Origin of the sequence: Streptomyces sp. NPDC007863 (assembly GCF_040633895.1) — a bacterium.
GTDB lineage: Bacteria > Actinomycetota > Actinomycetes > Streptomycetales > Streptomycetaceae > Streptomyces.
The window spans coordinates 1-21,895 of sequence record NZ_JBEYEI010000038.1; the positions used below are offsets into that span (position 1 = coordinate 1).

18 protein-coding genes are annotated in these 21,895 nt (G+C 69.8%); 7 read left to right on the forward strand and 11 right to left on the reverse strand.

What is annotated here, in order from left to right; translation table 11 throughout:
* Nucleotides 1-269: 269 nt before the first annotated feature.
* The 3 genes from ABZ621_RS35945 to thyX form a co-directional block, all read right to left on the reverse strand.
* Complete coding sequence (locus ABZ621_RS35945; protein ID WP_360611145.1) at nt 270-1,955, reverse strand: ribonuclease J; 1,686 nt, start codon at nt 1,953-1,955, stop codon at nt 270-272.
* Nucleotides 1,956-2,084: 129 nt separating this feature from the next.
* On the reverse strand, nt 2,085-2,984 hold the full coding sequence (gene dapA, locus ABZ621_RS35950; RefSeq protein ID WP_360611146.1) for a 4-hydroxy-tetrahydrodipicolinate synthase: 900 nt from the start codon (nt 2,982-2,984) through the stop codon (nt 2,085-2,087).
* Nucleotides 2,985-3,161: 177 nt separating this feature from the next.
* On the reverse strand, nt 3,162-3,902 hold the full coding sequence (gene thyX, locus ABZ621_RS35955) for an FAD-dependent thymidylate synthase (protein ID WP_360611147.1): 741 nt from the start codon (nt 3,900-3,902) through the stop codon (nt 3,162-3,164).
* A 158-nt stretch (nt 3,903-4,060) separates the two neighbouring features.
* On the opposite strand from thyX, the gene ABZ621_RS35960 reads away from it, so the two are divergent.
* Complete coding sequence (locus tag ABZ621_RS35960) at nt 4,061-4,300, forward strand: hypothetical protein (protein ID WP_360611149.1); 240 nt, start codon at nt 4,061-4,063, stop codon at nt 4,298-4,300.
* 54 nt (nt 4,301-4,354) lie between these two features.
* Nucleotides 4,355-4,903: a hypothetical protein gene (locus ABZ621_RS35965; RefSeq protein ID WP_360611150.1), complete on the forward strand. Its 549-nt coding sequence runs from the start codon at nt 4,355-4,357 to the stop codon at nt 4,901-4,903.
* Here ABZ621_RS35965 and ABZ621_RS35970 read toward each other — a convergent pair.
* From ABZ621_RS35970 to eccD, 6 genes are all read right to left on the reverse strand, one after another.
* Entirely contained in the window at nt 4,893-5,345 is a 453-nt protein-coding gene (locus tag ABZ621_RS35970) for a hypothetical protein (RefSeq protein ID WP_360611152.1), read from the reverse strand. The genes ABZ621_RS35965 and ABZ621_RS35970 overlap by 11 nt on opposite strands.
* A 5-nt stretch (nt 5,346-5,350) precedes the next feature.
* On the reverse strand, nt 5,351-6,103 hold the full coding sequence (dapB, locus tag ABZ621_RS35975; protein ID WP_360611154.1) for a 4-hydroxy-tetrahydrodipicolinate reductase: 753 nt from the start codon (nt 6,101-6,103) through the stop codon (nt 5,351-5,353).
* 23 nt (nt 6,104-6,126) lie between these two features.
* A complete protein-coding gene (locus ABZ621_RS35980) occupies nt 6,127-7,506 on the reverse strand; it encodes a pitrilysin family protein (RefSeq protein ID WP_360611156.1) in 1,380 nt (459 codons plus the stop codon).
* Nucleotides 7,503-9,713, reverse strand: a complete 2,211-nt coding sequence (locus tag ABZ621_RS35985; RefSeq protein ID WP_360611158.1) for a polyribonucleotide nucleotidyltransferase — start codon at nt 9,711-9,713, stop codon at nt 7,503-7,505. Before ABZ621_RS35985 ends, ABZ621_RS35980 begins: the two co-directional genes overlap by 4 nt.
* Before the next feature lie 273 nt (nt 9,714-9,986).
* Nucleotides 9,987-10,277: a 30S ribosomal protein S15 gene (gene rpsO, locus ABZ621_RS35990; RefSeq protein ID WP_128976159.1), complete on the reverse strand. Its 291-nt coding sequence runs from the start codon at nt 10,275-10,277 to the stop codon at nt 9,987-9,989.
* Between the two features lie 166 nt (nt 10,278-10,443).
* Nucleotides 10,444-11,949 (reverse strand): type VII secretion integral membrane protein EccD, encoded by a 1,506-nt coding sequence (gene eccD, locus ABZ621_RS35995; RefSeq protein WP_360611161.1) that lies wholly within the window; start codon nt 11,947-11,949, stop codon nt 10,444-10,446.
* A 272-nt stretch (nt 11,950-12,221) separates the two neighbouring features.
* Here eccD and eccCa point away from each other — a divergent pair, with 272 nt between their 5' ends.
* From eccCa to ABZ621_RS36020, 5 genes are all read left to right on the forward strand, one after another.
* Nucleotides 12,222-16,187 carry a type VII secretion protein EccCa gene (gene eccCa / locus ABZ621_RS36000; RefSeq protein ID WP_360611163.1) on the forward strand — a complete coding sequence of 1,322 codons (3,966 nt, stop codon included), beginning with the start codon at nt 12,222-12,224 and terminating at the stop codon, nt 16,185-16,187.
* Between the two features lie 143 nt (nt 16,188-16,330).
* Nucleotides 16,331-16,522 (forward strand): hypothetical protein, encoded by a 192-nt coding sequence (locus ABZ621_RS36005; RefSeq protein WP_360611165.1) that lies wholly within the window; start codon nt 16,331-16,333, stop codon nt 16,520-16,522.
* Nucleotides 16,523-16,854: 332 nt separating this feature from the next.
* Complete coding sequence (locus ABZ621_RS36010; RefSeq protein WP_360611196.1) at nt 16,855-17,355, forward strand: hypothetical protein; 501 nt, start codon at nt 16,855-16,857, stop codon at nt 17,353-17,355.
* A gap of 17 nt (nt 17,356-17,372) precedes the next feature.
* Nucleotides 17,373-19,640: a hypothetical protein gene (locus ABZ621_RS36015; protein WP_360611167.1), complete on the forward strand. Its 2,268-nt coding sequence runs from the start codon at nt 17,373-17,375 to the stop codon at nt 19,638-19,640.
* Between the two features lie 32 nt (nt 19,641-19,672).
* Nucleotides 19,673-20,215 carry a hypothetical protein gene (locus ABZ621_RS36020; protein WP_360611168.1) on the forward strand — a complete coding sequence of 181 codons (543 nt, stop codon included), beginning with the start codon at nt 19,673-19,675 and terminating at the stop codon, nt 20,213-20,215.
* 910 nt (nt 20,216-21,125) lie between these two features.
* Here ABZ621_RS36020 and ABZ621_RS36025 read toward each other — a convergent pair.
* Together ABZ621_RS36025 and ABZ621_RS36030 are read right to left on the reverse strand one after the other, a co-directional pair.
* On the reverse strand, nt 21,126-21,422 hold the full coding sequence (locus ABZ621_RS36025; RefSeq protein ID WP_360611170.1) for a WXG100 family type VII secretion target: 297 nt from the start codon (nt 21,420-21,422) through the stop codon (nt 21,126-21,128).
* 62 nt (nt 21,423-21,484) lie between these two features.
* A complete protein-coding gene (locus tag ABZ621_RS36030) occupies nt 21,485-21,847 on the reverse strand; it encodes a WXG100 family type VII secretion target (RefSeq protein ID WP_043230526.1) in 363 nt (120 codons plus the stop codon).
* Between the last annotated feature and the right edge of the window lie 48 nt (nt 21,848-21,895).

A 21,895-nucleotide genomic window follows, 5' to 3' on the forward strand; every position in this document is an offset into this window, starting at 1 on the left:
GCTTCCTTCGTTTCCGACTCTATCAGATCTTTCCGATCCGATTTCCTCGGTGCTTTCCGGTCCCGATTTGTTTTTCTCGGGGCCTTCCGGCGCTTTCCGACTTTATCAGATGATCTCGGTCGGATTTTCCACCTCCCGTTCCGCCGTCCGAGCGCACTGCGGCGCTGGGGCTTCCCGTTCTGGTGGAGCCGTAAACGTACTGGAGCGGGGCGCCCCGATGCAAATCGAGGCGCCCCGCTCCGTGACGCTGCTGGTCAGGCCCTTCGGGCTCAGACCTCGACGACGACCGGGAGGATCATCGGCCGGCGGCGGTAGGTGTCGGAGACCCACTTGCCGACGATGCGGCGGATCAGCTGCTGGAGCTGGTGGGGCTCGACGACGCCGTCCTGGGCGGACTTGTTCAGCGCCTGCTCGATCTTCGGGAGCACCGCGTCGAACGCGGAGTCCTCGATGCCGGAGCCGCGCGCGTGGACGTGCGGGCCGCCGGTGATCTTGCCGGTGGAGGAGTCCACCACCAGGAAGACCGAGATGATGCCCTCCTCGCCGAGGATCCGGCGGTCCTTCAGGGAGGACTCGGTGACGTCGCCGACCGAGAGGCCGTCGACGTACACGTACCCCGCCTGGACCTTGCCGGTGATGCGGGCGCGGCCGTCGACCAGGTCGACGACGACGCCGTCCTCGGCGATGACGATGTGGTCCTTCGGGATGCCCGTCATCGCGCCGAGCTCGGCGTTGGCGCGCAGGTGGCGCCATTCGCCATGGACCGGCATGAGGTTCTTCGGCTTGCAGATGTTGTAGAAGTACAGCAGCTCGCCGGCCGAGGCGTGGCCCGAGACGTGGACCTTGGCGTTGCCCTTGTGGACGACGTTGGCGCCCCAGCGGGTCAGGCCGTTGATCACGCGGTAGACCGCGTTCTCGTTGCCCGGGATGAGGGACGAGGCCAGGATGACCGTGTCACCGGGGACGATCCGGATCTGGTGGTCGCGGTTGGCCATCCGGGACAGGGCCGCCATCGGCTCGCCCTGGGAGCCCGTGCAGACCAGCACGACCTCGTCGTCCGGGAGGTCGTCGAGGGTCTTCACGTCCACGACGAGGCCGGCCGGGACCTTCAGGTAGCCGAGGTCGCGGGCGATGCCCATGTTGCGGACCATCGAGCGTCCGACGAAGGCGACCCGGCGGCCGTACTCGTGGGCGGCGTCGAGGATCTGCTGGATGCGGTGCACGTGGCTGGCGAAGCTCGCCACGATGATCCGCTTCTGGGCGTTGGCGAAGACGTTCCGCAGGACGTTGGAGATGTCCCGCTCGTGCGCCGTGAAGCCGGGGACCTCGGCGTTCGTCGAGTCCGTGAGCAGGAGGTCGATGCCCTCCTCGCTGAGGCGCGCGAACGCGTGCAGGTCCGTGAGGCGGTTGTCCAGCGGCAGCTGGTCCATCTTGAAGTCGCCGGTGTGGACGACCATGCCCGCGGGGGTGCGGATCGCGACCGCCAGGGCGTCCGGGATGGAGTGGTTGACCGCGATGAACTCGCAGTCGAAGGCGCCCAGGCGCTCGCGGTGGCCCTCGGCCACTTCGAGGGTGTACGGGCGGATGCGGTGCTCCTGGAGCTTCGCCTCGATCAGCGCGAGGGTCAGCTTGGAGCCGATGAGGGGGATGTCCTGCCGCAGGCGCAGCAGGTACGGCACGCCACCGATGTGGTCCTCGTGGCCGTGGGTCAGGACGATGCCGACGACATCGTCGATGCGGTCCTGGATGGTGGTGAAGTCGGGCAGGATCAGGTCGACGCCGGGCTGCTCCTCCTCGGGGAAGAGGACGCCGCAGTCGACGATCAGCAGCTTGCCGTCGTACTCGAAGACGGTCATGTTGCGGCCGATCTCGCCCAGGCCGCCGAGCGGAGTGACGCGCAGGGCGCCCTGGGGGAGCTTCGGCGGGGCGCCGAGTTCGGGATGCGGATGGCTCAAAAGACTCTCCTCACCACACGCGCCACGTACCGGTCGGCACGTGGCGCGCATGACAATCGTGCACTTGCTGTTGTCGGTTTTCAGTTGTCGCGGTCTTGAGTTGTCACTGTTCAGTTGTGAAGTCGGATGTCAGAGGTCTACCCCGCCCGCGGCCAGGTCGACCTTGAGCTGCTCGGTCTCCTGGTCGGAAAGCTCGACGAGCGGGAGGCGCAGCGGACCCGCCGGGAGGCCCTGGAGGGCGAGCGCGGCCTTGGTGGTCATGACGCCCTGGGTGCGGAACATGCCGGTGTAGACCGGGAGCAGCTTCTGGTGGATCTCGGTCGCCTTCTCGTGGTCGCCCGCGAGGTGGGCGTCGAGGAGGGCGCGCAGCTCCGGGGTGACGACGTGGCCGACGACGGAGACGAAGCCGACGGCGCCGACCGACAGGAGCGGCAGGTTGAGCATGTCGTCGCCGGAGTACCAGGCGAGGCCGGAGCGGGCGATGGCCCAGCTGGCGCGGCCGAGGTCGCCCTTGGCGTCCTTGTTGGCGACGATCCGGGGGTGCTCGGCGAGCCGGACGATGGTCTCGGTGTCGATCGGGACGCCGGAGCGGCCGGGGATGTCGTAGAGCATCACCGGGAGGCCGGTGGCGTCGGCGATCGCGGTGAAGTGCCGGTACAGGCCCTCCTGCGGGGGCTTGTTGTAGTACGGCGTGACGGCGAGGAGGCCGTGGGCGCCGTCGCGCTCGGCGGCGCGGGCCAGCTCGATGGAGTGGTGGGTGTCGTTGGTGCCGATGCCGGCGACGACGTGGGCGCGGTCTCCGACCGCCTCCAGTACGGCGCGTACGAGCTCCGATTTCTCCGCGTCGCTGGTGGTGGGGGACTCGCCGGTGGTGCCGTTGACGACGAGGCCGTCGTTGCCTGCGTCCACCAGGTGGGTGGCGAGTCGCCGGGCGCCGTCGAGGTCGAGAGCGCCGTCCGCCGTGAAGGGCGTGACCATGGCGGTGAGGACCCGCCCGAAGGGGGTCTGCGGAGTGGAGATCGGAGCCATGGGTAACACGCTACTCGCTGCTCAGCGCCGGGTGTCCCCTCGGGGGACGTGAGAAGTGGAGCCCGGCACTGCCTGCTCGGGGGTTCAAGCAGTGCCGGGTCCGTTTGATCAGCCTAGATGAACTTCACGAAACGTCGCAATACGGACACTTCATGAGAGTGGACGAACATCTGTGCCCTACGGCGCGACGCGGCCGTTCTTGTTGAAGGCGGCGTGGGTCAGCGGCATCAGCCGGGCCCAGTGCTCCTCCATCTTCTCGCCGACCATCTCGATCTCCCGCTGCGGGAAGGACGGCACCGCGGCCAGCTCGTGCTGGGTGCGCAGGCCGAGGAAGTGCATCAGCGAGCGGGCGTTGCAGGTGGCGTACATCGAGGAGTAGAGGCCGACCGGGAGGACCGAGCGGGCCACCTCGCGGGCGACGCCGGCGGCGAGCATCTCCTGGTAGGTCTCGTACGCCCGGCGGTACGAGTCCTCCATCGCGCGGCCGGTCAGCTCGTGCTGGGCCTCGGTGCCCTCGACGAAGACGTACTTGCCCGGACGGCCCTCCTGGACCAGCTTGCGGGAGGCGTCGGGGACGTAGAAGACCGGCTGGAGCTCCCTGTAGCGGCCCGACTCCTCGTTGTACGACCAGCCCACCCGGTGGCGCATGAACTCGCGGAAGACGAAGATCGGGGCGCTGATGAAGAAGGTCATCGAGTTGTGCTCGAACGGGCTGCCGTGGCGGTCCCGCATCAGGTAGTTGATCAGGCCCTTCGAACGCTCCGGGTCCTTCTGGAGCTCTTCGAGGGACTGCTCCCCCGCCGTGGAGACCCGGGCCGCCCACAGGACGTCGGAGTCGGCCGCGGCGCTCTTGACCAGTTCGACGGTGACGTCGCTCCTGATGTCGATCTTCGCCGGCTCGGTGGGGGTGTCGGTCACCAGGAGTACCTTCCAGTCGTCTGTGGGGCGGGCCCAGGTTAGCGCGAGTCCGTCTGAAGGATGAGATTGGGCTGCTTCGGTGAAAAACGGCACCAAACCCTCTGTTCCCTCGTCTGTACCTCTGAGGCGCACGACGACCCATGAGGAGAGTGACACCCATGTACAGGCGGGACGAGGCCGTACCGTTCGCGTTCGTGGCGGAGGCCGACGATTTCCGCAGTAACGTCACTCCACCGCCTCGGGAGCGGCTCAGGCCCGGGCAGGTCGTCGGACGTACGCTGCTGGGACTGACCGTGGCCGCCGGACTCGTCGGCTCGCTCGTCCTCGGGATGCCCTCCCTCGACAGCACGGACTCGACCGCGCGCCAGCAGCAGTCCGAAGCCTCCGACAACCGCTGAGGTAGCCTCACCGGGCACTGCCCCTTCGAGCGTGCTTGTGAGTGAGGAACCGCCGTGCCCCTGCCCTTCCTGACGGCCGACCGTGCCTTCGACGCCGACGACGCCGTCGCGCTGCCGTTCGACGACCACGACCAGTGGCGCCGTCCGTACCGTCCGGGGCCCTACCGGGTCGGTGCGGCGGCGCTCGCGCTGCTGCTCGCCTCGTTCGTGCTGCTCGCCGCGGTGATCATCGCCGCCGCGGGCGCCGTCGGCGGGGCCGGCGTCACCTTCGGCTTCGCCGTGCTGATCATCCTGGCCGCGCTGCGCCTGCTGCGCATGGGCACCTGGGTGAGCCGCGCCGGCGTGCGCCGCGTCGCCTTCCTCGCCACCCACACCACCCCCTGGCCGAAGGTGGCCGCGGTCCGCACCGTGCAGCAGCCGGTGCGCTGGCTGAACTTCCCCCGGACGGTCCAGGGCCAGGCCCTGCTCCTCGACCGGACGGCCGGCGAGCAGCTGGTGCTGCTCACCGACCACAACGCCGACTTCCTCTCCCGGATCGAGGCCTTCGACCGGGCCGCCGACACCGTCGAGGCCTGGTACGCCGAGTACGGCGTCAGGCGCTGACCGTCCGGCCCTCGTGGAGGGCGATGGCCCGCTGCATCGCCTTGCGGGCCCGGGGGGTGTCGCGGGCGTCGTGATAGGCGACCGCGAGCCGGAACCAGCAGCGCCAGTCCTCCGGGGTCTCCTCCGTCTCGGCCTTGCGCCGGGCGAAGACCTCGTCCGCGGAGTCGCGGTCGATCCGGCCGCCCTGGGTGCGCTCCAGCTCGTCGACGGGCAGTCCGCCCTCGGCCTCCAGCTCCGCTGCCAGCCGGTTGGCCCGGCGCGCGAAGCTGGTGTTCTTCCACAGGAACCAGCCGCCGACGCACGGCAGCAGGAACGCCACCGCGCCCATGCCCATGGCCACCGGCTCGCCGGTCAGGAGGAGCAGGACGCCCTCCATCGCCACCACCCCGAAGACGAGCACGAGGACGGTGGCGAGGAAGACGTACGTGATCTTGCCGCCCATGACCGTCAGCCCAGGTCCAGGAAGTGCTCCAGGCCGAACGTGAGGCCCGGGGTGCTCACCACGCGGCGGGCACCGAGCAGCACGCCCGGCATGAAGCTGGAGTGGTGCAGCGAGTCGTGGCGGACGGTCAGCGTCTCGCCCTCGCCGCCGAGCAGCACCTCCTGGTGGGCCAGCAGGCCCCGGAGCCGTACCGCGTGGACCGGCACGCCGTCCACGTCGGCGCCGCGGGCCCCGTCGAGGGCGGTCGCGGTGGCGTCCGGCTGAGCGCCCAGACCGGCCTCGGCGCGGGCCTTGGCGATCAGCTGGGCGGTACGGGTGGCGGTGCCGGAGGGGGCGTCCACCTTGTTCGGGTGGTGCAGCTCGACGACCTCGACCGACTCGAAGTACGGGGCCGCGAGCTGGGCGAACCGCATGGTGAGGACCGCGCCGATGGAGAAGTTCGGGGCGATGAGCACGCCGGTCTCCGGGGAGGCGGCGAGCCAGCCGTTCAGCCGCGCGAGGCGGTCCTCGGTCCAGCCGGTGGTGCCGACGACGGCGTGGATGCCGTGGCCCACGCAGTACTCGAGGTTGGCCATGACCGAGTCGGGGGTGGTCAGCTCGACGACGACCTGGGCGCCCGCCTCGGTGAGGGCCGTCAGCTCGTCGCCGCGGCCCAGGGCCGCGACCAGTTCCATGTCCTCGGCGGCCTCGACGGCCTTCACGGCCTCGGAGCCGATACGGCCCCGGGCGCCGAGGACCGCCACGCGCAGCTTGCTCATCGCACTTCTTCCTTAGGGGGTGGTCAGGAGACGGCCTGGTGGAGGCGGTCCGCCTGCTTGTCCTTCAGCGGGCCTATCACCGAGAGCGACGGCCGCTGGGTCAGCACGTCCCGGGCGACCTCCCGGACCTCGTCCGGGGTGACGGCCGCGATCCGGGCGAGCATGTCGTCGACCGACATCTGGGTGCCCCAGCACAGCTCGCTCTTGCCGATCCGGTTCATGATCGCGCCGGTGTCCTCCAGACCGAGGACGGTGGAGCCGGAGAGCTGGCCGACGGCGCGGGTGATCTCCTCGTCGGTGAGGCCCTCGGCGGCGACCTTGGCGAGCTCGTCCCGGCAGATCTTGAGCACGTCGTGGATCTGGCCGGGGCGGCAGCCCGCGTAGACGCCGAAGAGGCCGCAGTCGGCGAAGCCCGAGGTGTACGAGTACACGCTGTAGGCGAGACCGCGCTTCTCCCGGACCTCCTGGAAGAGGCGGGAGGACATGCCGCCGCCGAGGGCGGTGTTCAGCACGCCGAGCGCCCAGCGGCGGTCGTCGGTGCGGGCCAGGCCCGGCATGCCGAGGACCACGTGCGCCTGCTCCGTCTTCCGGCCGAGCAGCTCGACCCTGCCGGCCGTGCGGATGGCCTTGCGGCCGTCGCGCGGGGCGACCGGGGCAGCGTCGGTACGGGTGAGGGCGCCGGCCTTCTCGAAGGCGCGGCGGACCTGGCGTACCACCGTGGCGTGGTCCACGTTGCCCGCGGCGGCGACGACCAGGTGGGTCGGGTCGTAGTGCTTCTTGTAGAAGCGGGCGATCTGGCCGCGGGAGAGCGCGTTGATCGTGTCGACGGTGCCGAGGACCGGGCGGCCCAGCGGGGTGTCGCCGAACATCGTCTGCGCGAACAGGTCGTGCACCACGTCGCCGGGGTCGTCCTCGGTCATCGCGATCTCTTCGAGGATCACGCCGCGCTCGGCGTCCACGTCGGAGTCGAGGATGAGCGAGCCCGTGAGCATGTCGCAGACGACGTCGATCGCCAGCGGCAGGTCGGTGTCGAGGACCCGGGCGTAGTAGCAGGTGTACTCCTTCGCCGTGAAGGCGTTCATCTCGCCGCCGACCGCGTCGATCGCGGACGAGATGTCGAGGGCCGAGCGCTTGGCCGTGCCCTTGAAGAGGAGGTGCTCCAGATAGTGGGTGGCGCCGTTGAGCGCCGGCGTCTCGTCGCGGGAGCCGACGTGGGCCCAGATGCCGAAGGTCGCCGAGCGCACCGAGGGAAGGGTCTCGGTGACGATCCGGAGGCCGCCGGGGAGGGTCGTGCGGCGGACGGTGCCGATGCCGTCCTTGCCCGGGAGAAGCGTTTGGGTACGGGCGACGGCCCGCCCCTCGGAAGAGGGGCGGGCCGTCGTCGCGGAACTACGGGACGTCACGAGGAGGCGTCGTCCTTCGTCTCGTCCTCGCCCTCGATCACGGGGATCAGGGAGAGCTTGCCGCGCTGGTCGATCTCGGCGATCTCGACCTGGACCTTGGAGCCGATCGCGAGCACGTCCTCGACGTTCTCCACGCGCTTGCCACCGGCGAGCTTGCGGATCTGCGAGATGTGCAGCAGGCCGTCCTTGCCCGGGAGCAGGGAGACGAAGGCACCGAAGGTGGTGGTCTTGACGACCGTACCCAGGTAGCGCTCGCCGACCTCCGGCATGGTCGGGTTGGCGATGCCGTTGATCGTGGCGCGGGCGGCCTCGGCGGCCGGGCCGTCGGCGGCACCGATGTAGATGGTGCCGTCGTCCTCGATCGTGATCTCGGCGCCGGTGTCCTCCTGGATCTGGTTGATCATCTTGCCCTTGGGGCCGATGACCTCGCCGATCTTGTCCACGGGGATCTTGACGGTGATGATCCGCGGGGCGTTGGGGGACATCTCGTCCGGGGTGTCGATCGCTTCCATCATCACGTCGAGGATGTGGAGGCGGGCGTCGCGGGCCTGCTTGAGGGCCGCGGCCAGGACGGAGGCCGGGATGCCGTCCAGCTTGGTGTCGAGCTGGAGGGCGGTGACGAACTCCTTCGTACCGGCGACCTTGAAGTCCATGTCGCCGAAGGCGTCCTCCGCACCGAGGATGTCGGTGAGGGCGACGTAGTGCGTCTCGCCGTTGATCTCCTGGGAGATCAGGCCCATGGCGATGCCGGCGACGGGGGCCTTGAGCGGCACACCGGCGTTCAGCAGCGACATGGTGGAGGCGCAGACCGAGCCCATCGACGTCGAGCCGTTGGAGCCGAGGGCCTCGGACACCTGACGGATCGCGTAGGGGAACTCCTCGCGGGTCGGGAGGACCGGCACGATCGCGCGCTCGGCGAGCGCGCCGTGGCCGATCTCGCGGCGCTTCGGGGAGCCGACGCGGCCGGTCTCGCCGACGGAGTACGGCGGGAAGTTGTAGTTGTGCATGTAGCGCTTGCGGGTCACCGGGGAGAGGGTGTCCAGCTGCTGCTCCATGCGGAGCATGTTGAGGGTGGTGACGCCCAGGATCTGGGTCTCGCCACGCTCGAACAGGGCGGAGCCGTGCACGCGCGGGATGGCCTCGACCTCGGCGGCGAGCGTACGGATGTCCGTGACGCCGCGGCCGTCGATGCGGACCTTGTCCTTGATGACGCGCTCGCGGACCAGGGCCTTGGTCAGGGAGCGGTAGGCGGCGGAGATCTCCTTCTCGCGGCCCTCGAAGGCCGGGAGGAGCTTCTCGGCGGCGAGCTCCTTGACGCGGTCGAGCTCGGCCTCGCGGTCCTGCTTGCCCGGGATGGTGAGGGCCTGGGCCAGCTCACCGCGGACGGCGTCGGAGAGGGCGGCGTACACGTCGTCCTGGTAGTCCAGGAAGATCGGGAACTCGGCCTCGGGCTTGGCGGCCTTGGCGGCCAGGTCCGCCTGGGCCTTGCACAGGACCTTGATGAACGGCTTCGCGGCCTCCAGGCCGGCGGCGACGATCTCCTCGGTCGGCGCCTCGGCGCCGCCCTTGACGAGGGTGATGGTCTGCTCGGTGGCCTCGGCCTCGACCATCATGATCGCGACGTCGCCGTCCTCCAGGACGCGACCGGCGACGACCATGTCGAAGACGGCGTCCTCGAGCTCGGTGTGCGTCGGGAACGCGACCCACTGGCCCTTGATCAGCGCGACGCGGACGCCGCCGATCGGGCCGGAGAAGGGCAGGCCGGCCAGCTGGGTGGACGCGGACGCGGCGTTGATCGCGACGACGTCGTACAGGTGGTCGGGGTTGAGCGCCATGATCGTGGCGACGACCTGGATCTCGTTGCGCAGGCCCTTCTTGAAGGACGGGCGCAGCGGGCGGTCGATCAGACGGCAGGTGAGGATGGCGTCCTCGGAGGGACGGCCCTCACGGCGGAAGAAGGAGCCGGGGATCTTGCCGGCCGCGTACATCCGCTCCTCGACGTCCACCGTGAGGGGGAAGAAGTCGAGCTGGTCCTTGGGGCGCTTCGAGGCGGACGTCGCCGACAGCACCATGGTGTCGTCGTCCAGGTAGGCGACAGCGGAGCCGGCGGCCTGACGGGCCAGACGGCCGGTCTCGAAGCGGATGGTACGGGTGCCGAAGGAGCCGTTGTCGATGACGGCCTCGGCGTAGTGGGTCTCGTTCTCCACTATGGGTTTCTCCTACGTTCGTCTTTGGTCCGGGCGCCCGTGTGGCGCGGGACGGGTGCGGGAGAAGCGGTGAAGTGGCGGGCCGGTCTTCGATCGAAGCACCCGGGGACTTTGCCCGGGGGCCACTACCGAGGACCGGCGGCGTGCCGGCTGCTTCTCGCGCGGTCGTGCTTGTGGTGTTCTGCGACCAGAGTAATTGCCGGTCGGTACTTCGCGCACGTACAGCAAAGGGAGCGGCCCCCTGAAAGTGGGAACCGCTCCCTCCACGGCGTCTTACTTGGCGCCGCCGGCCGCACCGCGGCGGATGCCGAGGCGGTCGACCAGCGTACGGAAGCGCTGGATGTCCTTCTTGGCCAGGTACTGCAGCAGACGGCGGCGCTGACCGACCAGGATCAGCAGACCACGACGGGAGTGGTGGTCGTGCTTGTGGGTCTTGAGGTGCTCGGTCAGGTCCGAGATGCGGCGGGACAGCATGGCGACCTGGACCTCGGGGGAGCCGGTGTCGCCCTCCTTGGTGCCGAACTCGGCCATGATCTGCTTCTTGACGGCGGCGTCGAGAGCCACGCGGTTCTCCTCAGGTTTCGTGCCCACGAGTGCCCCTGGTCTACATCTCAGGGGAGCTTCCGTGACTCGGGAGCGAAGGTCCGATGAGCGCTGCTCCCCGAGGCGGGATCTCGCCTGCTTCCGGGAGGGCGCACACAAACGGCCGTCACACAGCGTACCAGGCGACTCAGGAGGTCAGCGCCCGGATGGAGTGGTAGACGTCGAAGACCGCGAGGCAGAGCGGCAGCAGCGTGAGCAGCACGAACGTCTCGGCGATCTCCAGGAAGCGGCCCCAGAAGGGGGTGACGCCCTTGCGCGGGACGATCAGGCCGATGGCCGTGAGGAGCGCGGCGACGGCGGCGATGGCGGCGGAGAGCCAGACGGTGCGGATGTCGAGCGCGGTGCCGTCGCCCTTCAGGGCCTCCAGGAGGAGCTCGACCGGCGGGTTCAGGGCGAGGCCGAGGCCCAGCAGGACGAGGGAGCCGAGGCCGGCCGCGAGGGCGCAGCCGACCTGCGCGGTGTAGCGGAAGAGGTGGGCGCGCATCAGCATCGCGACGCCGGTGGCGAGGGCGAGGAGCTGGCCCCAGACGGTGTCGGAGAAGCCGAGGACGGCGGCGGAGCCGACGGCGACGAGCGCGCAGCCGCCGACCAGGCCGACGAGCAGCTCGTGGCCGCGGCGGGCCTGGGCGGCGATCCGGGCGGCGTCGACCGGGCCCTGGGGCTCGGCCTCGGAGCCGTATCCGCCGACGGTGGTCCGGGGCGGTTCGAAGCCGATCGGGAGGCGCGCGAAGCGGGTGGAGAGGCCGGGCAGGAAGGCGAGCGCGCCGACCGCGAAGGGGGCGCAGACGGCGGCGGTCTCGGCCGGGGTGAGCGCGGTGAGGATGGCGGCGAAGGCGACCAGCATGCCGACGGCGGAGGCGAAGACGAAGGCGACGAAGGGGCCGTCGCCGCTCGGCGACACGATCGTGAGGATGACGGCGCAGACGAGGACGGCGGTGCAGGCGAGCAGGAACTGGAGCTTGCCGATGCCCTGGCCGGAGGCGAGGGCGAGCACTCCGGAGCCGGCGACGGCGGCGTTCGCCATCGCGCCGGTGCCGAGGGCCACGGCCGAGCCGCGGTCGTCGTAGACGCGGGCGCGGACGGCGGCGAGCGCCAGCAGCAGGACGGCGGTGACGCCGGCCAGGACGCCGGGCAGGCCGTGCATGTCGTGGCGGGGCTCGGACGTCCACAGGACGAAGGCGAGCAGGACGAGGAGGATCGCGCCGCCGAAGAGGCCGGCGCCGCGCATCAGGGCGTCGGACCACAGGGTGCGGTCCTTGGCGACGGCGGAGGCGACCGCGTCGGAGACGTCGTCGAAGACGGCCGGGGGCAGCGACTCGGCGAAGGGGCGCAGCGACAGCAGCTCGCCGTCGAGGATGCGCTGGGCGGCCAGCGAGCGGCTGCCGTCGAGGACGGTGCCGTCGCGGCGCACCAGGTGGTAGCCGACGGGGGCGCCGGGCGCCGGGGTCTGGCCGGAGAGGCGGAGCACCTCCGGGTAGAGGTCGGCGAGGGCGACGTCCTCGGGGAGGGCGACGTCGACGCGGCCGTCGGGCGCGACGACGGTGATCCGGCAGAAGCCGGTGCCGCCGTGGAACACGGTGGTGGGAGCCGACTGGCCGGCTCCGCCGGCCGTGGCTGGGGCCGTCATACTCACCTGCTGCTTCCCCTCGTGGTGATCCTGGCCGGCGGGTCCGGCCGCCGGTGCGCGACCGCGGAGCGGCTCGTGGACCGTGGTCCGGGAGCTGCGGATATTGCGCTCCGAATGACCCGATTTTTGCGATAGTTCATGGCCACGCAAATATTTCGGGCCACCCTACCGCCCACCCGTGACCCCGCACCAAAGTAGGATCCCTCCCCGCGGATGGATCCCGTCGCCACGGGGGCGTCTAGAGGAACTTTCCGTCCGGCAACGGAAATTGGTGAGCTGTGAGCCAGATCGTCGTCAAGCGCCCACCGCGGGCCCTGCCGTCCGAAGTGCCTGACGAGCAGGTGCAGTTGCAACCCCCTCCGGAGCTGCCCCGCGGGCAGCAGGAGGGTGCCCTGATGCAGCTCCTGCCGATGCTCGGCATGGGCGGCTCCGTGGTGTTCTTCTTCATGACGCCGAACCCGATCATGCGGATCATGGGCATGGTGATGATCGCGTCGACGGTGGCCATGGCCATCGCGATGCTGGTCCGCTACCGGCGCGGGACGCAGGGGCAGCTCGCGGACCTGCGGCGCGACTACCTGAAGTACCTGACGCAGACGCGGCGCGCCGTGCTGCGGACGGCACGGCTCCAGCGGGACGCGCAGTACTACCTGCACCCCTCGCCCGAACAGCTGTGGGCGCTGGTCGCCGAGGGCAGCCGGGTCTGGGAGCGGCGCATCGGGGACGGCGACTTCGGCCAGGTCCGGGTCGGTCTCGGCAGCCAGCAGCTGGCGACGCCGCTGATCGCCCCCGAGACGGCGCCGGTGGACGAGCTCGAACCGCTGACCGCCGGGGCGATGCAGCAGTTCCTCCACGCGCACGGCACGCTGGACGGCCTGCCGATGGCCGTGTCGCTGCGTGCCTTCTACCACCTCACGGTCGGCGGCGAGCCGGAGGCGGCCCGGTCGACGGCCCGCGCGATGGTGGGTTCGCTGGCGGCGCTCCACTCCCCCGAGGACCTGGTCGTCGTCGTCGCCACCGGCGACGGCGCGGCCCCCTCCTGGGAGTGGACGAAGTGGCTGCCGCACGTGCAGGCCCCGGGCGCCGGCGACGGGGCGGGCAGCCGGCGGCTGATCACGACGGACGCGCGGGAGCTGGAGGACCTGGTCGCCGAGCGCCTCGACGGGCGGCCCCGCTTCCAGGGCCCCAACCACCCGCTGCTCGACTTCCCGCACCTCGTGGTGGTGCTCGACGGACAGTCCGTGCCGCAGACCTCGCCGCTCGCCTCGCCGGAGGGCATCCAGGGCGTGACGATCATCGAGGTCGTGGACGGCCGGGGCACCGGCGCCCGCGGCGACCTCTCCGTGATCGTGGAGGGCGGGACGCTGCGCCTCGAATCCGGGCACGGACACGTGTACGACGGCGCCCCGGACGCGCTGAGCCTGGACGCGGCCGAGGCGCTGGCCCGGCAGCTGGCGCCGCTGCGGATGGCGGGCGGTTCGGACGACGACGAGCCGCTGCTCGCCAACCTCGACTTCACCGACCTGCTGAACCTCGGCGACGCGGCCTCCGTCGACGTGAGCCGCACCTGGCGGCCGCGGTCCCGCTCCGAGCGGCTGCGCGTGCCGATCGGCGTCGGCGAGGACGGCGTGCCGGTGATGCTCGACCTCAAGGAGGCGGCGCAGGAGGGCATGGGCCCGCACGGCCTGTGCGTCGGCGCGACCGGTTCCGGCAAGTCGGAGCTGCTGCGCACGCTGGTGCTCGGTCTCGCGGTGACGCACTCCTCGGAGACCCTGAACTTCGTCCTCGCGGACTTCAAGGGCGGTGCCACCTTCGCCGGCATGTCCCAGATGCCGCACGTCGCCGCGGTGATCACCAACCTGGCGGACGACCTCACGCTGGTGGACCGCATGGGCGACTCCATCCGCGGTGAGCTCAACCGGCGCCAGGAGATGCTGCGCGACGCGGGCAACTACGCGAACATCCACGACTACGAGAAGGCGCGCGCGGCCGGCGCGCCGCTGCAGCCGATCCCCTCGCTCGTCCTCGTCATCGACGAGTTCTCCGAGCTGCTGACGGCGATGCCCGACTTCATCGAGATGTTCGTGCAGATCGGCCGCATCGGCCGGTCGCTCGGCGTCCACCTGCTGCTGGCCTCGCAGCGCCTGGAGGAGGGCCGGCTGCGCGGCCTGGAGACGTACCTCTCCTACCGGATCGGTCTGCGGACCTTCTCGGCGGCCGAGTCGCGGGCGGCGATCGGCGTGCCCGACGCGTACTCGCTGCCGAACGTGCCGGGCTCCGGCTACCTCAAGTACGGCACCGACGAGATGGTGCGGTTCAAGGCCGCGTACGTCTCCGGCACCTACCGCGCCAACCAGCACACGGCGCTGCCCGGCGGGCCGCTGCCGGTGGACCGGCGGCCGGTGCCCTTCACCGCCGCGCCGGTTCCCGTGCGCTACCTGGAGCCGGAGGCGCAGGCACGCGTACCCGAGGCGCGGGAGGCGGAGGACGACGCGCTGGCGGACTCGGTGCTCGACGTCATCGTGCGCCGTCTCGAAGGGCGCGGCGTCGAGGCGCACCAGGTGTGGCTGCCGCCGCTGGACAACCCGCCGGCGCTCGACTCGGTCCTGCCGGGGCTCGCGGGCGTCGAGGGCCGGGGGCTCACCCAGCCCGGTTACGAGGGCGCGGGCCGGCTCGTCGTCCCGCTCGGCGTCGTCGACAAGCCGTACGAGCAGCGCCGCGACACGCTCTACCGGGACTTCTCCGGCGCGGCCGGTCACATGCAGATCGTCGGCGGCCCGCAGTCCGGCAAGTCGACGCTGCTGCGGACCCTGATCTCGGCCTTCGCGCTGACCCACACCCCGCACGAGGTGCAGTTCTACGGCCTCGACTTCGGTGGCGGCGGCATGGCCTCGGTGGCGGGCCTCCCGCACGTCGGCGGCGTCGCCTCCCGGCTCGACCCCGAGCGGGTGCGACGCACGGTCGCCGAGGTGTACGGCATCCTGTCCCGGCGCGAGGAGTACTTCCGCGCCGCCGGCATCGACTCCATCGCCACCTACCGCCGGCTGCGCGCCCGCGGCGACATCTCGGTGACCGAGCAGCCGTGGGGCGACGTCTTCCTCGTCATCGACGGCTGGGGCAACTTCCGCACCGAGTACGAGGGCCTGGAGCCGGCCGTCGTGGACATCGCGGCCCGCGGTCTCGGCTACGGCATCCACGTGGTCATCACCGCCTCGCGCTCGATGGAGGTCCGCGCCAACCTCAAGGACCACCTGATGAACCGCCTGGAGCTGCGGCTCGGCGACACGATGGACTCCGAGCTGGACCGCAAGATCGCGGCGAACGTGCCGACGGGCGTCCCCGGCCGCGGTCTCACCCCGGAGAAGCTGCACTTCATGGCGGCCGTGCCGCGCATCGACGGCATCAGCTCCGACAGCGACCTCGCCGAGGCGACGGCCGCGATGACGCAGGAGGTCACCCGGCACTGGACGGCGCCGGGCGCGCCCGAGGTGCGGCTGCTGCCGCGCGAGCTGGACGCGCGATCCCTTCCGGCGGGCCACGCGGAGCCGCAGCGCGGCGTCGCCTTCGCCATCGACGAGAACAACCTGGAGCCGGTCTTCGTCGACTTCGACCGCGACCCCTTCTTCCTCGTCTTCGGCGAGAGCGAGTCGGGCAAGTCGAACCTGCTGCGCCTGATGATCAAGCAGATCACGGAGCGGTACGACGGGGCCTCCGCGAAGTTCTTCGTCATCGACAACCGGCGCGCGCTGCTCGACGTCACGCCGGCGAGCCACCTCGCCGAGTACGTCCCCATGTCCAACAACATGGAGCACCACGTCGACGCCCTCGCCGACCTGATGCGCCGCCGCTCGCCGTCCGCGGACGTCACCGCCCAGCAGCTGCGGGACCGCAGCTGGTGGTCGGGCCCGAACCTCTTCGTGGTCGTCGACGACTACGACCTGGTCTCCACGTCGAGCGGCAACCCGCTGGCCAAGCTGACGGAACTGCTCCCCTTCGCCCGGGACGTGGGCGTCCGCTTCATCATCGCCCGCAGCGCGGCGGGCGCCAGCCGCTCCGCGTACGAGTCCTTCATGCAGCGCATGATGGAACTCGGCGCCCAGGGCGTCCTCCTCTCCGGCGACCCCCAGGAAGGCGACGTCCTCGGCGGCGTCCGCATGCGCCCGATGCCCCCGGGCCGCGGCATCTACGTCTCCCGGCAGCGGGGGAATCCGCTGGTGCAGACGGGGCGGATGCCGGAGTTGTAGGGGGTGGAGTGACGGCGGTGCCGACCGGTGGGTGCCGGCGGGTGCCGGCGGGTGCCGCGGATGGTGGCGGGGATGGCTACGGGGATCGTGGTGCGGATGATGGGGGGTCGGCGGTGCGCATGATGGCGCTCCTGTTCGGGGGCATGGCAGCGCTGTGCGTCATCGTGGCGTGCGGGGGCCTGGAGAAGCTGGACACCTTCTTCAGACGCCCCCGCACCGCCGAAACCCGAGCCACCCTCCGGGCCCGCCACCGCGGCGCGCGATGGGTCTTCGCGGTCCTCGCCCTGGTGTCGGCCTGGCAGTGTGTGGAGTCGTTCCGGCTCGTGGCGCAGTGAGAGTGAGGGGGAGGACCACTCCTCGGCACTCCGGCTGGTGCTGACTCGAAGGTGGCTTGGCCCTCCCCCGCAGGAATTCGTCAACGATGTCGCCGATAGGTCGAACGAACAGATCTCGGGGTCGGCGAGCGGAGTTCATGTCGCGCTGAGCCAGAAATTCAGGAAAGCCCCGTCCCCAGGGTGCGGAATCGCGCCAGATAGTGGCCGAATTCGCCTACTGGCTGGCTCGTCGTGCGCGCGGGGCCGGAGAATGTCAAGAGCCTCGGGGATTTCCCGACGAGCTTCCTCGAAGCGGGTCCGATGAATGCGACCCGCAAGGAGTGATGACGTTCATGGCGTGGGACGAATGGGAGCGGCTGAAGTCCTCGGCGGCCGGGCAGGACTCGGGTCGGATGCACTTGAACGGGGTGCCTCCCGAGGATCGGCCGAACGCGGGCAGCCCCTCGGGCGGGTTCCTCAAGGTGAACCAGCAGGACCTTGCCGCGATCGGCGACGAGGCATTCAAGCTGTACAACCGGCTGTGGAAAGAAGCCCGCGTCACCTCCACGGACTCGGCGGCCTCCGACCTCAGCGGGCAGGGGTTCGCGCTCGGCGCCGCGCTGTCGCACGTGTCGACGCGATGGGAAAAGCAGCTCGGATCCGTCATGGACGCCTGCGCGCTGATCTCGAATCACATGGACTTCACACAGAACGCGCACGCCGGGGACGAGATCTTCATCGGGCGACACGTCAGCAGCATCGCCACTCTCGACGCGGGTTTCGACGAGGACTGGGCCAAGCCCGGAAAGCCTAACGAGATCTACAAGCCGGACGAGAAGGACAAGAAGGACTGAAGGCGGGGGAAGAGCTGATGAACTTCGAAGGCCTCTATTCGGCGAACTTCAAGCTTCTCGACGACACGGTCAGCGACTGGACGAACCTGCTGACCAAGCTGACGGCATTGAAGAAGGACGCGCACGACGGACTGCACAAGAAGGCGCTCACGGCCGACTGGGCGGGCGACAACGCGGAAATCTCGCGCGAGTTCGTCGGCAAGACCGCCGGCGAGTTCGGTGACGCGCTCACCCAGGCCACGTCGATCCGGAACATCATGCAGGACACCCGGGACGACCTGAAGGCACAGCAGCGTCGGCTCAAGGACGCGATCGAGCGCGGCCGAAGCAAGAACCTCACCGTCACCGTGTCCGGCGATTCCTTCACGGTCAGCGAGAACCCCGACAAGAAGGCCCCGAACGGCCAGAGCGACGTCAACGCGCTGCGCGACGAGCTCGACGGCATCGTCAGCGCGGCCACCGACATCGACACCACCGCCTCCGCCGCGCTGAAGGCGCTCGTCGACCTCACGGACCACGGCTTCTCCGACGCGTCGTACAAGGACCGCGACTCGGCGGTCCGCGCCGTCAAGGAGGCCGAGAAGCTGGCGGGGCTGGCGAAGAAGGCGCCTGGGGACCTGACGACGGCGGACTTCGACGCGCTCAACGCCGGGCTGAAGAAGTACGCCGGCGACCCGCTCTTCGCCGAACGCTTCGCGACGCGGCTGGGCGCCAAGCAGACCCTCGACTTCTGGTCGGGCATCAGCCAGCCCTACGAGCATCCCGGGCTGAACCACGACCGGCAGAAGCAGTTCGCCGAGCTCCAGAAGAACCTCGGCCTCACCCTCGCCACCGCGACGCAGGCGGACACCCCCGAGATGTCGCGCTGGAAGAGCGACATCGTCAACCTCGGCGACCAGCCGGTCGGGAAGAACAACCTCTCGCAGGGCTTCCAGGTGATGAGCAACCTGATGCGCTGGGGCAACTACGACGACCAGTTCCTCACGAGCTACGGCACGAAGCTGATCGAGGCGGAGAAGAAGTACTCGCTCAACGGCCGTCAGGTCCCCATGGCGTGGCAGAGCCTCGGCATCGACCCGAAGCTGAACCACACGGGCACCGACTCCGGCTCCGACCCCATGACCGGCTTCCTGGCCGCGCTGTCGAACAGCCCCGGTGCCGCCACGGACTTCTTCAACGCGGACTTCGTCACCAAGGACGAGGACCACGAGTTCAAGGAGGAGGACGGCAAGAAGGAGAAGCGGGAGCTGACCAACTTCGACTACCTCTTCGAAGAGCGCGACTGGCCGAAGGAGAGCACCGACAAGGGCACGGACAGCACCGAGGGCCGCAACAACCTCGCGATGGCACTGGAGGCCGCGACGACCGGCCATCCGGCCGGCCAGATGCCCACGGAGGAGACCCCGCCGCACAACAAGGACCAGGCGGAGCTCATGCAGAGGCTCGTCGCGTCGGTCTCCGACGATCCGGGGCGGCTGACGAAGCACAGCTACATGTCGGACAGCATCGGGCAGATCACCTCGGAGTACCTTCCGGACATCAACCGCGCCGTTTCCGACGACATCGGCGACGACACCAACAAGCTCTTCCCCATCGCCGGTACCCCTGCGGAGCTGAAGCACTCGGACGTCACCCGGCTCCTGGTCACACTGGGGCAGGACCCCAAGGCCAACGCCGCCGTCGAGGTCGGCCAGGCCGCCTACCTGGGCAGTCTCATGGACCACCACCTCAACCCGAACACACCCGCCGACATGAAGTACCCGCATCCGCCGCAGGACACGATCGAAGAGATCACACGGCGCTCCTCGGAGGTCGGCGGCACCTTGGCCGTCGGTCGACAGGAAGCGATCGTGGGTCCGGCGGCCAAGGAGGCCAAGGACTTCGCGGACTCCGTCTCCCAGCAGAAGAACGCCTGGTCCGGCGCGATCGGCACGGGCGTCGGCGTCGGCGTCAGTTTCATCGCCACCCCGGTCGGCGGAGCCGTGGCCAGCGGTGTCGCCGGCACGGTCAGTTCGATGGTCCTGGAGCACATCTTCCAGCAGTCCGAGACGGACGTGGCAAAGGACGCGGGCAAGGAGGCGGGACCGCTCTGGGAGGCCAGCAAGGTGATGAACGTCGACATGGGCCAGATCGCGGCACAGGAGGCAGCGAAGGCCCACCACCTCCCGTACCACGATCAGGTCGACCGCTGGGCTCTGACCGGCGCATCCAACGGTTTCTCGGACGCCAACGCCAACACGGCCCGCATGGCCGATGACCTGCTGTCCGATATTCAGCCCGGCTGATCCCGCGGCTCCCTCCCCCGATCAGGAACCACATGATGAAGTACGCAAAGACCGTGGCCTCCCTCGTGCTCGTCCTCCTCGCATCGGGATGCTCCCAGCCGGCAGAAGAGGAGACGAGGGCGTTCGGGGTGCCTGACTCCCTGTGCGGTACGCCGGTCCCCGTGGATCTGCTGTCGACGGTGCTCCCCGCGGGTGGGGAGAGGATCACGGAGGAGAAGAAGGACGGGAAGGGATACTTCACCTGCACGGTCTTGGTGGACGGCACGGATGTGCTCCACGCTTCCTGGTCCTGGTGGGAAGGGGGAACCGGTGCGACGAAAGTGGCCGCAGCCATGCGGGGAGTCGATCTCGACGAGCATGTGAGCGAGGACGGGGCGTACACGTACGCCGACAAGGGCGGCGTCGGCCGCGTCTCCTGCCCCGAGCCGAGCGTTCCCACGTTCAAGGGCGAAATGGAGTTGTTCGCGCAGATCTTCCTCGCGAACAACGGCAGGCCCGACGAGGCGGCGATGGAAAAGCTCATCCAGGCGTACGCGCAGGGCGTTTCGGCGTCGCCGGAGTGCGTGCGGACGTAGCGGCCCGGTGGGCGCCGCGACCGATGCGACGCCCCCACCTCCGCCTCCCCGGACTCCAGGAAGCACGTGACATGAAGCGCGCGCAGGCCACGGCCGCCCTCACTCTCGCCCTTCCCGCCTCCGGATGCTCCCAGGCGAACGAGCTGAAGCGGGCCTTCGACGACCCGAACTCCCCTGTGCGGCACACCGGTCCCCACGGCTCTGCTGTCGCCCCTGCCTTCCGTCGAGCGGCGAAAAGATCACGGAGAATCGGAAGGCAGGGCACGGCTACGTCAAGGGCATGGTCTCGGTGGACGACAGCAGTGTCCTGAACGCCAAGTGGGAGTGGTGGCAGAGGGGCACGAAGGCAACGAGGGTCGCCGCCACCGAGTGGGGCGTCAAGCTCGACGAGCACGTGAGCGAGGACGGGACGTACACCTACGCCGACAAGGAGCGGCGTCAGCCACGTCCCCTGCCCCGCATCCCGCATCCCGCATCCCGCATCCCGCATCCCGCATCCCGAACAGCAAGGCCGAGAACGAGCTCTTCGTCCAGGTCTTCGCCTCGGACGACGGGGCCGTCCGACGCAGCGGCCGTGGAAATGCTCGTCCTGGCGTACGCGATGGCATTGTCGGCGTCACCCGAATGAGTACAGAAGGAGCAGCACGCTACGGGGCCTCGCGAGCCCGAGGACGTGACGGCGAAAGGCCGGCCCTGACAGCGAGGTGGGAGTAGCTGGGGGTGGGAAGGTCGTCGAGGTCCGTGGCGTACAGCAACCCTTACGGCAGCTGGAGATGTTGGTGACGGCCGTCTCCGGCGCCTCGAGGTGTGTTCCGGAGTAGGGCGAGCAGTCGGCGCCGGTCCCGGGAACGCGACAGGGTGGGCGCCTCCCGTGCACGCCCACCCTGTGTTGCCGTCGTTCGGCTTCGGTTTAGAAGAAGCCGGCCGCGCGCTTGTCGCCCGCCTGGTAGGCCGGGGCGGCCTGGCGGACGGCCTTGGAGATGCCCTGCAGGGCCTGGTGGATCGCGCGCGTCTCCTGGTCCCACTTGGCGTGGGCGCCGTCGGCGGCGGTCTTCGCCTCGCCCTCCCAGGTGTTGGAGACCGAGCGGATCTTCGTCTGGATGGCCTCCAGGGCCTCGTCCAGGCGCTTCGCCTGCGCGTCGATCTGGTTCGCCGCGTCGTCGAGCGAGGCGTACGTGACGAGCATGATGCCGTCGTTGCCGGCCATGTTCCCTCCGTTTTTCGGTGGTGTCGTTCAGGTGGGGTTGATGCGTGGCTCCGACCCGGAGGTCAGAGGCCGGCGATGCCCGAACGGGCGGCCTTCTCGGCGCCCGCGTCGCCGGAGAAGCCCGCGGTCACGTCGACGCCGCGCAGGGCCGCCTCGACCTCGTCGTCCGTGTTGCTGGACGTCGTCCGGGTGACCTGGATGGCCTCCTGGAAGTTCAGCATCAGCTTGGCGATACGCACCATGCCCTGGTTGATCTCGGTCTGCTTGGCGTCGAACGCGCCGGCGCCGATGCCCTTCCAGCGGCCTTCGAGGCTGTCGATGACGCCCTGGAGGGCCGTCAGCTGGCCCTTCACGTCATCGAACTTGCGGGTGAGCTCGTCCTGGAAATCCTTGAGACTCTGATCGCCAACCTTCAAGACTGACATGTGTCGCTCTCCCTTTCTCGGGTTCTCTGTTGAGGCTGCGCCCGCAAA

Excerpts from the sequence above, each read along its gene's own strand:
- ABZ621_RS36020 (WP_360611168.1), top strand. The coding sequence starts at position 19,673 with ATGATGAAGTACGCAAAGACCGTGGCCTCCCTCGTGCTCGTCCTCCTC.
- ABZ621_RS36025 (WP_360611170.1), bottom strand. The coding sequence starts at position 21,422 with ATGGCCGGCAACGACGGCATCATGCTCGTCACGTACGCCTCGCTCGAC.
- dapA (WP_360611146.1), bottom strand. The coding sequence starts at position 2,984 with ATGGCTCCGATCTCCACTCCGCAGACCCCCTTCGGGCGGGTCCTCACC.
- ABZ621_RS36030 (WP_043230526.1), bottom strand. The coding sequence starts at position 21,847 with ATGTCAGTCTTGAAGGTTGGCGATCAGAGTCTCAAGGATTTCCAGGAC.
- ABZ621_RS36005 (WP_360611165.1), top strand. The coding sequence starts at position 16,331 with ATGGCAGCGCTGTGCGTCATCGTGGCGTGCGGGGGCCTGGAGAAGCTG.
- dapB (WP_360611154.1), bottom strand. The coding sequence starts at position 6,103 with ATGAGCAAGCTGCGCGTGGCGGTCCTCGGCGCCCGGGGCCGTATCGGC.
- ABZ621_RS35970 (WP_360611152.1), bottom strand. The coding sequence starts at position 5,345 with ATGGGCGGCAAGATCACGTACGTCTTCCTCGCCACCGTCCTCGTGCTC.
- ABZ621_RS36015 (WP_360611167.1), top strand. The coding sequence starts at position 17,373 with ATGAACTTCGAAGGCCTCTATTCGGCGAACTTCAAGCTTCTCGACGAC.
- ABZ621_RS35960 (WP_360611149.1), top strand. The coding sequence starts at position 4,061 with ATGTACAGGCGGGACGAGGCCGTACCGTTCGCGTTCGTGGCGGAGGCC.
- ABZ621_RS36010 (WP_360611196.1), top strand. The coding sequence starts at position 16,855 with ATGGCGTGGGACGAATGGGAGCGGCTGAAGTCCTCGGCGGCCGGGCAG.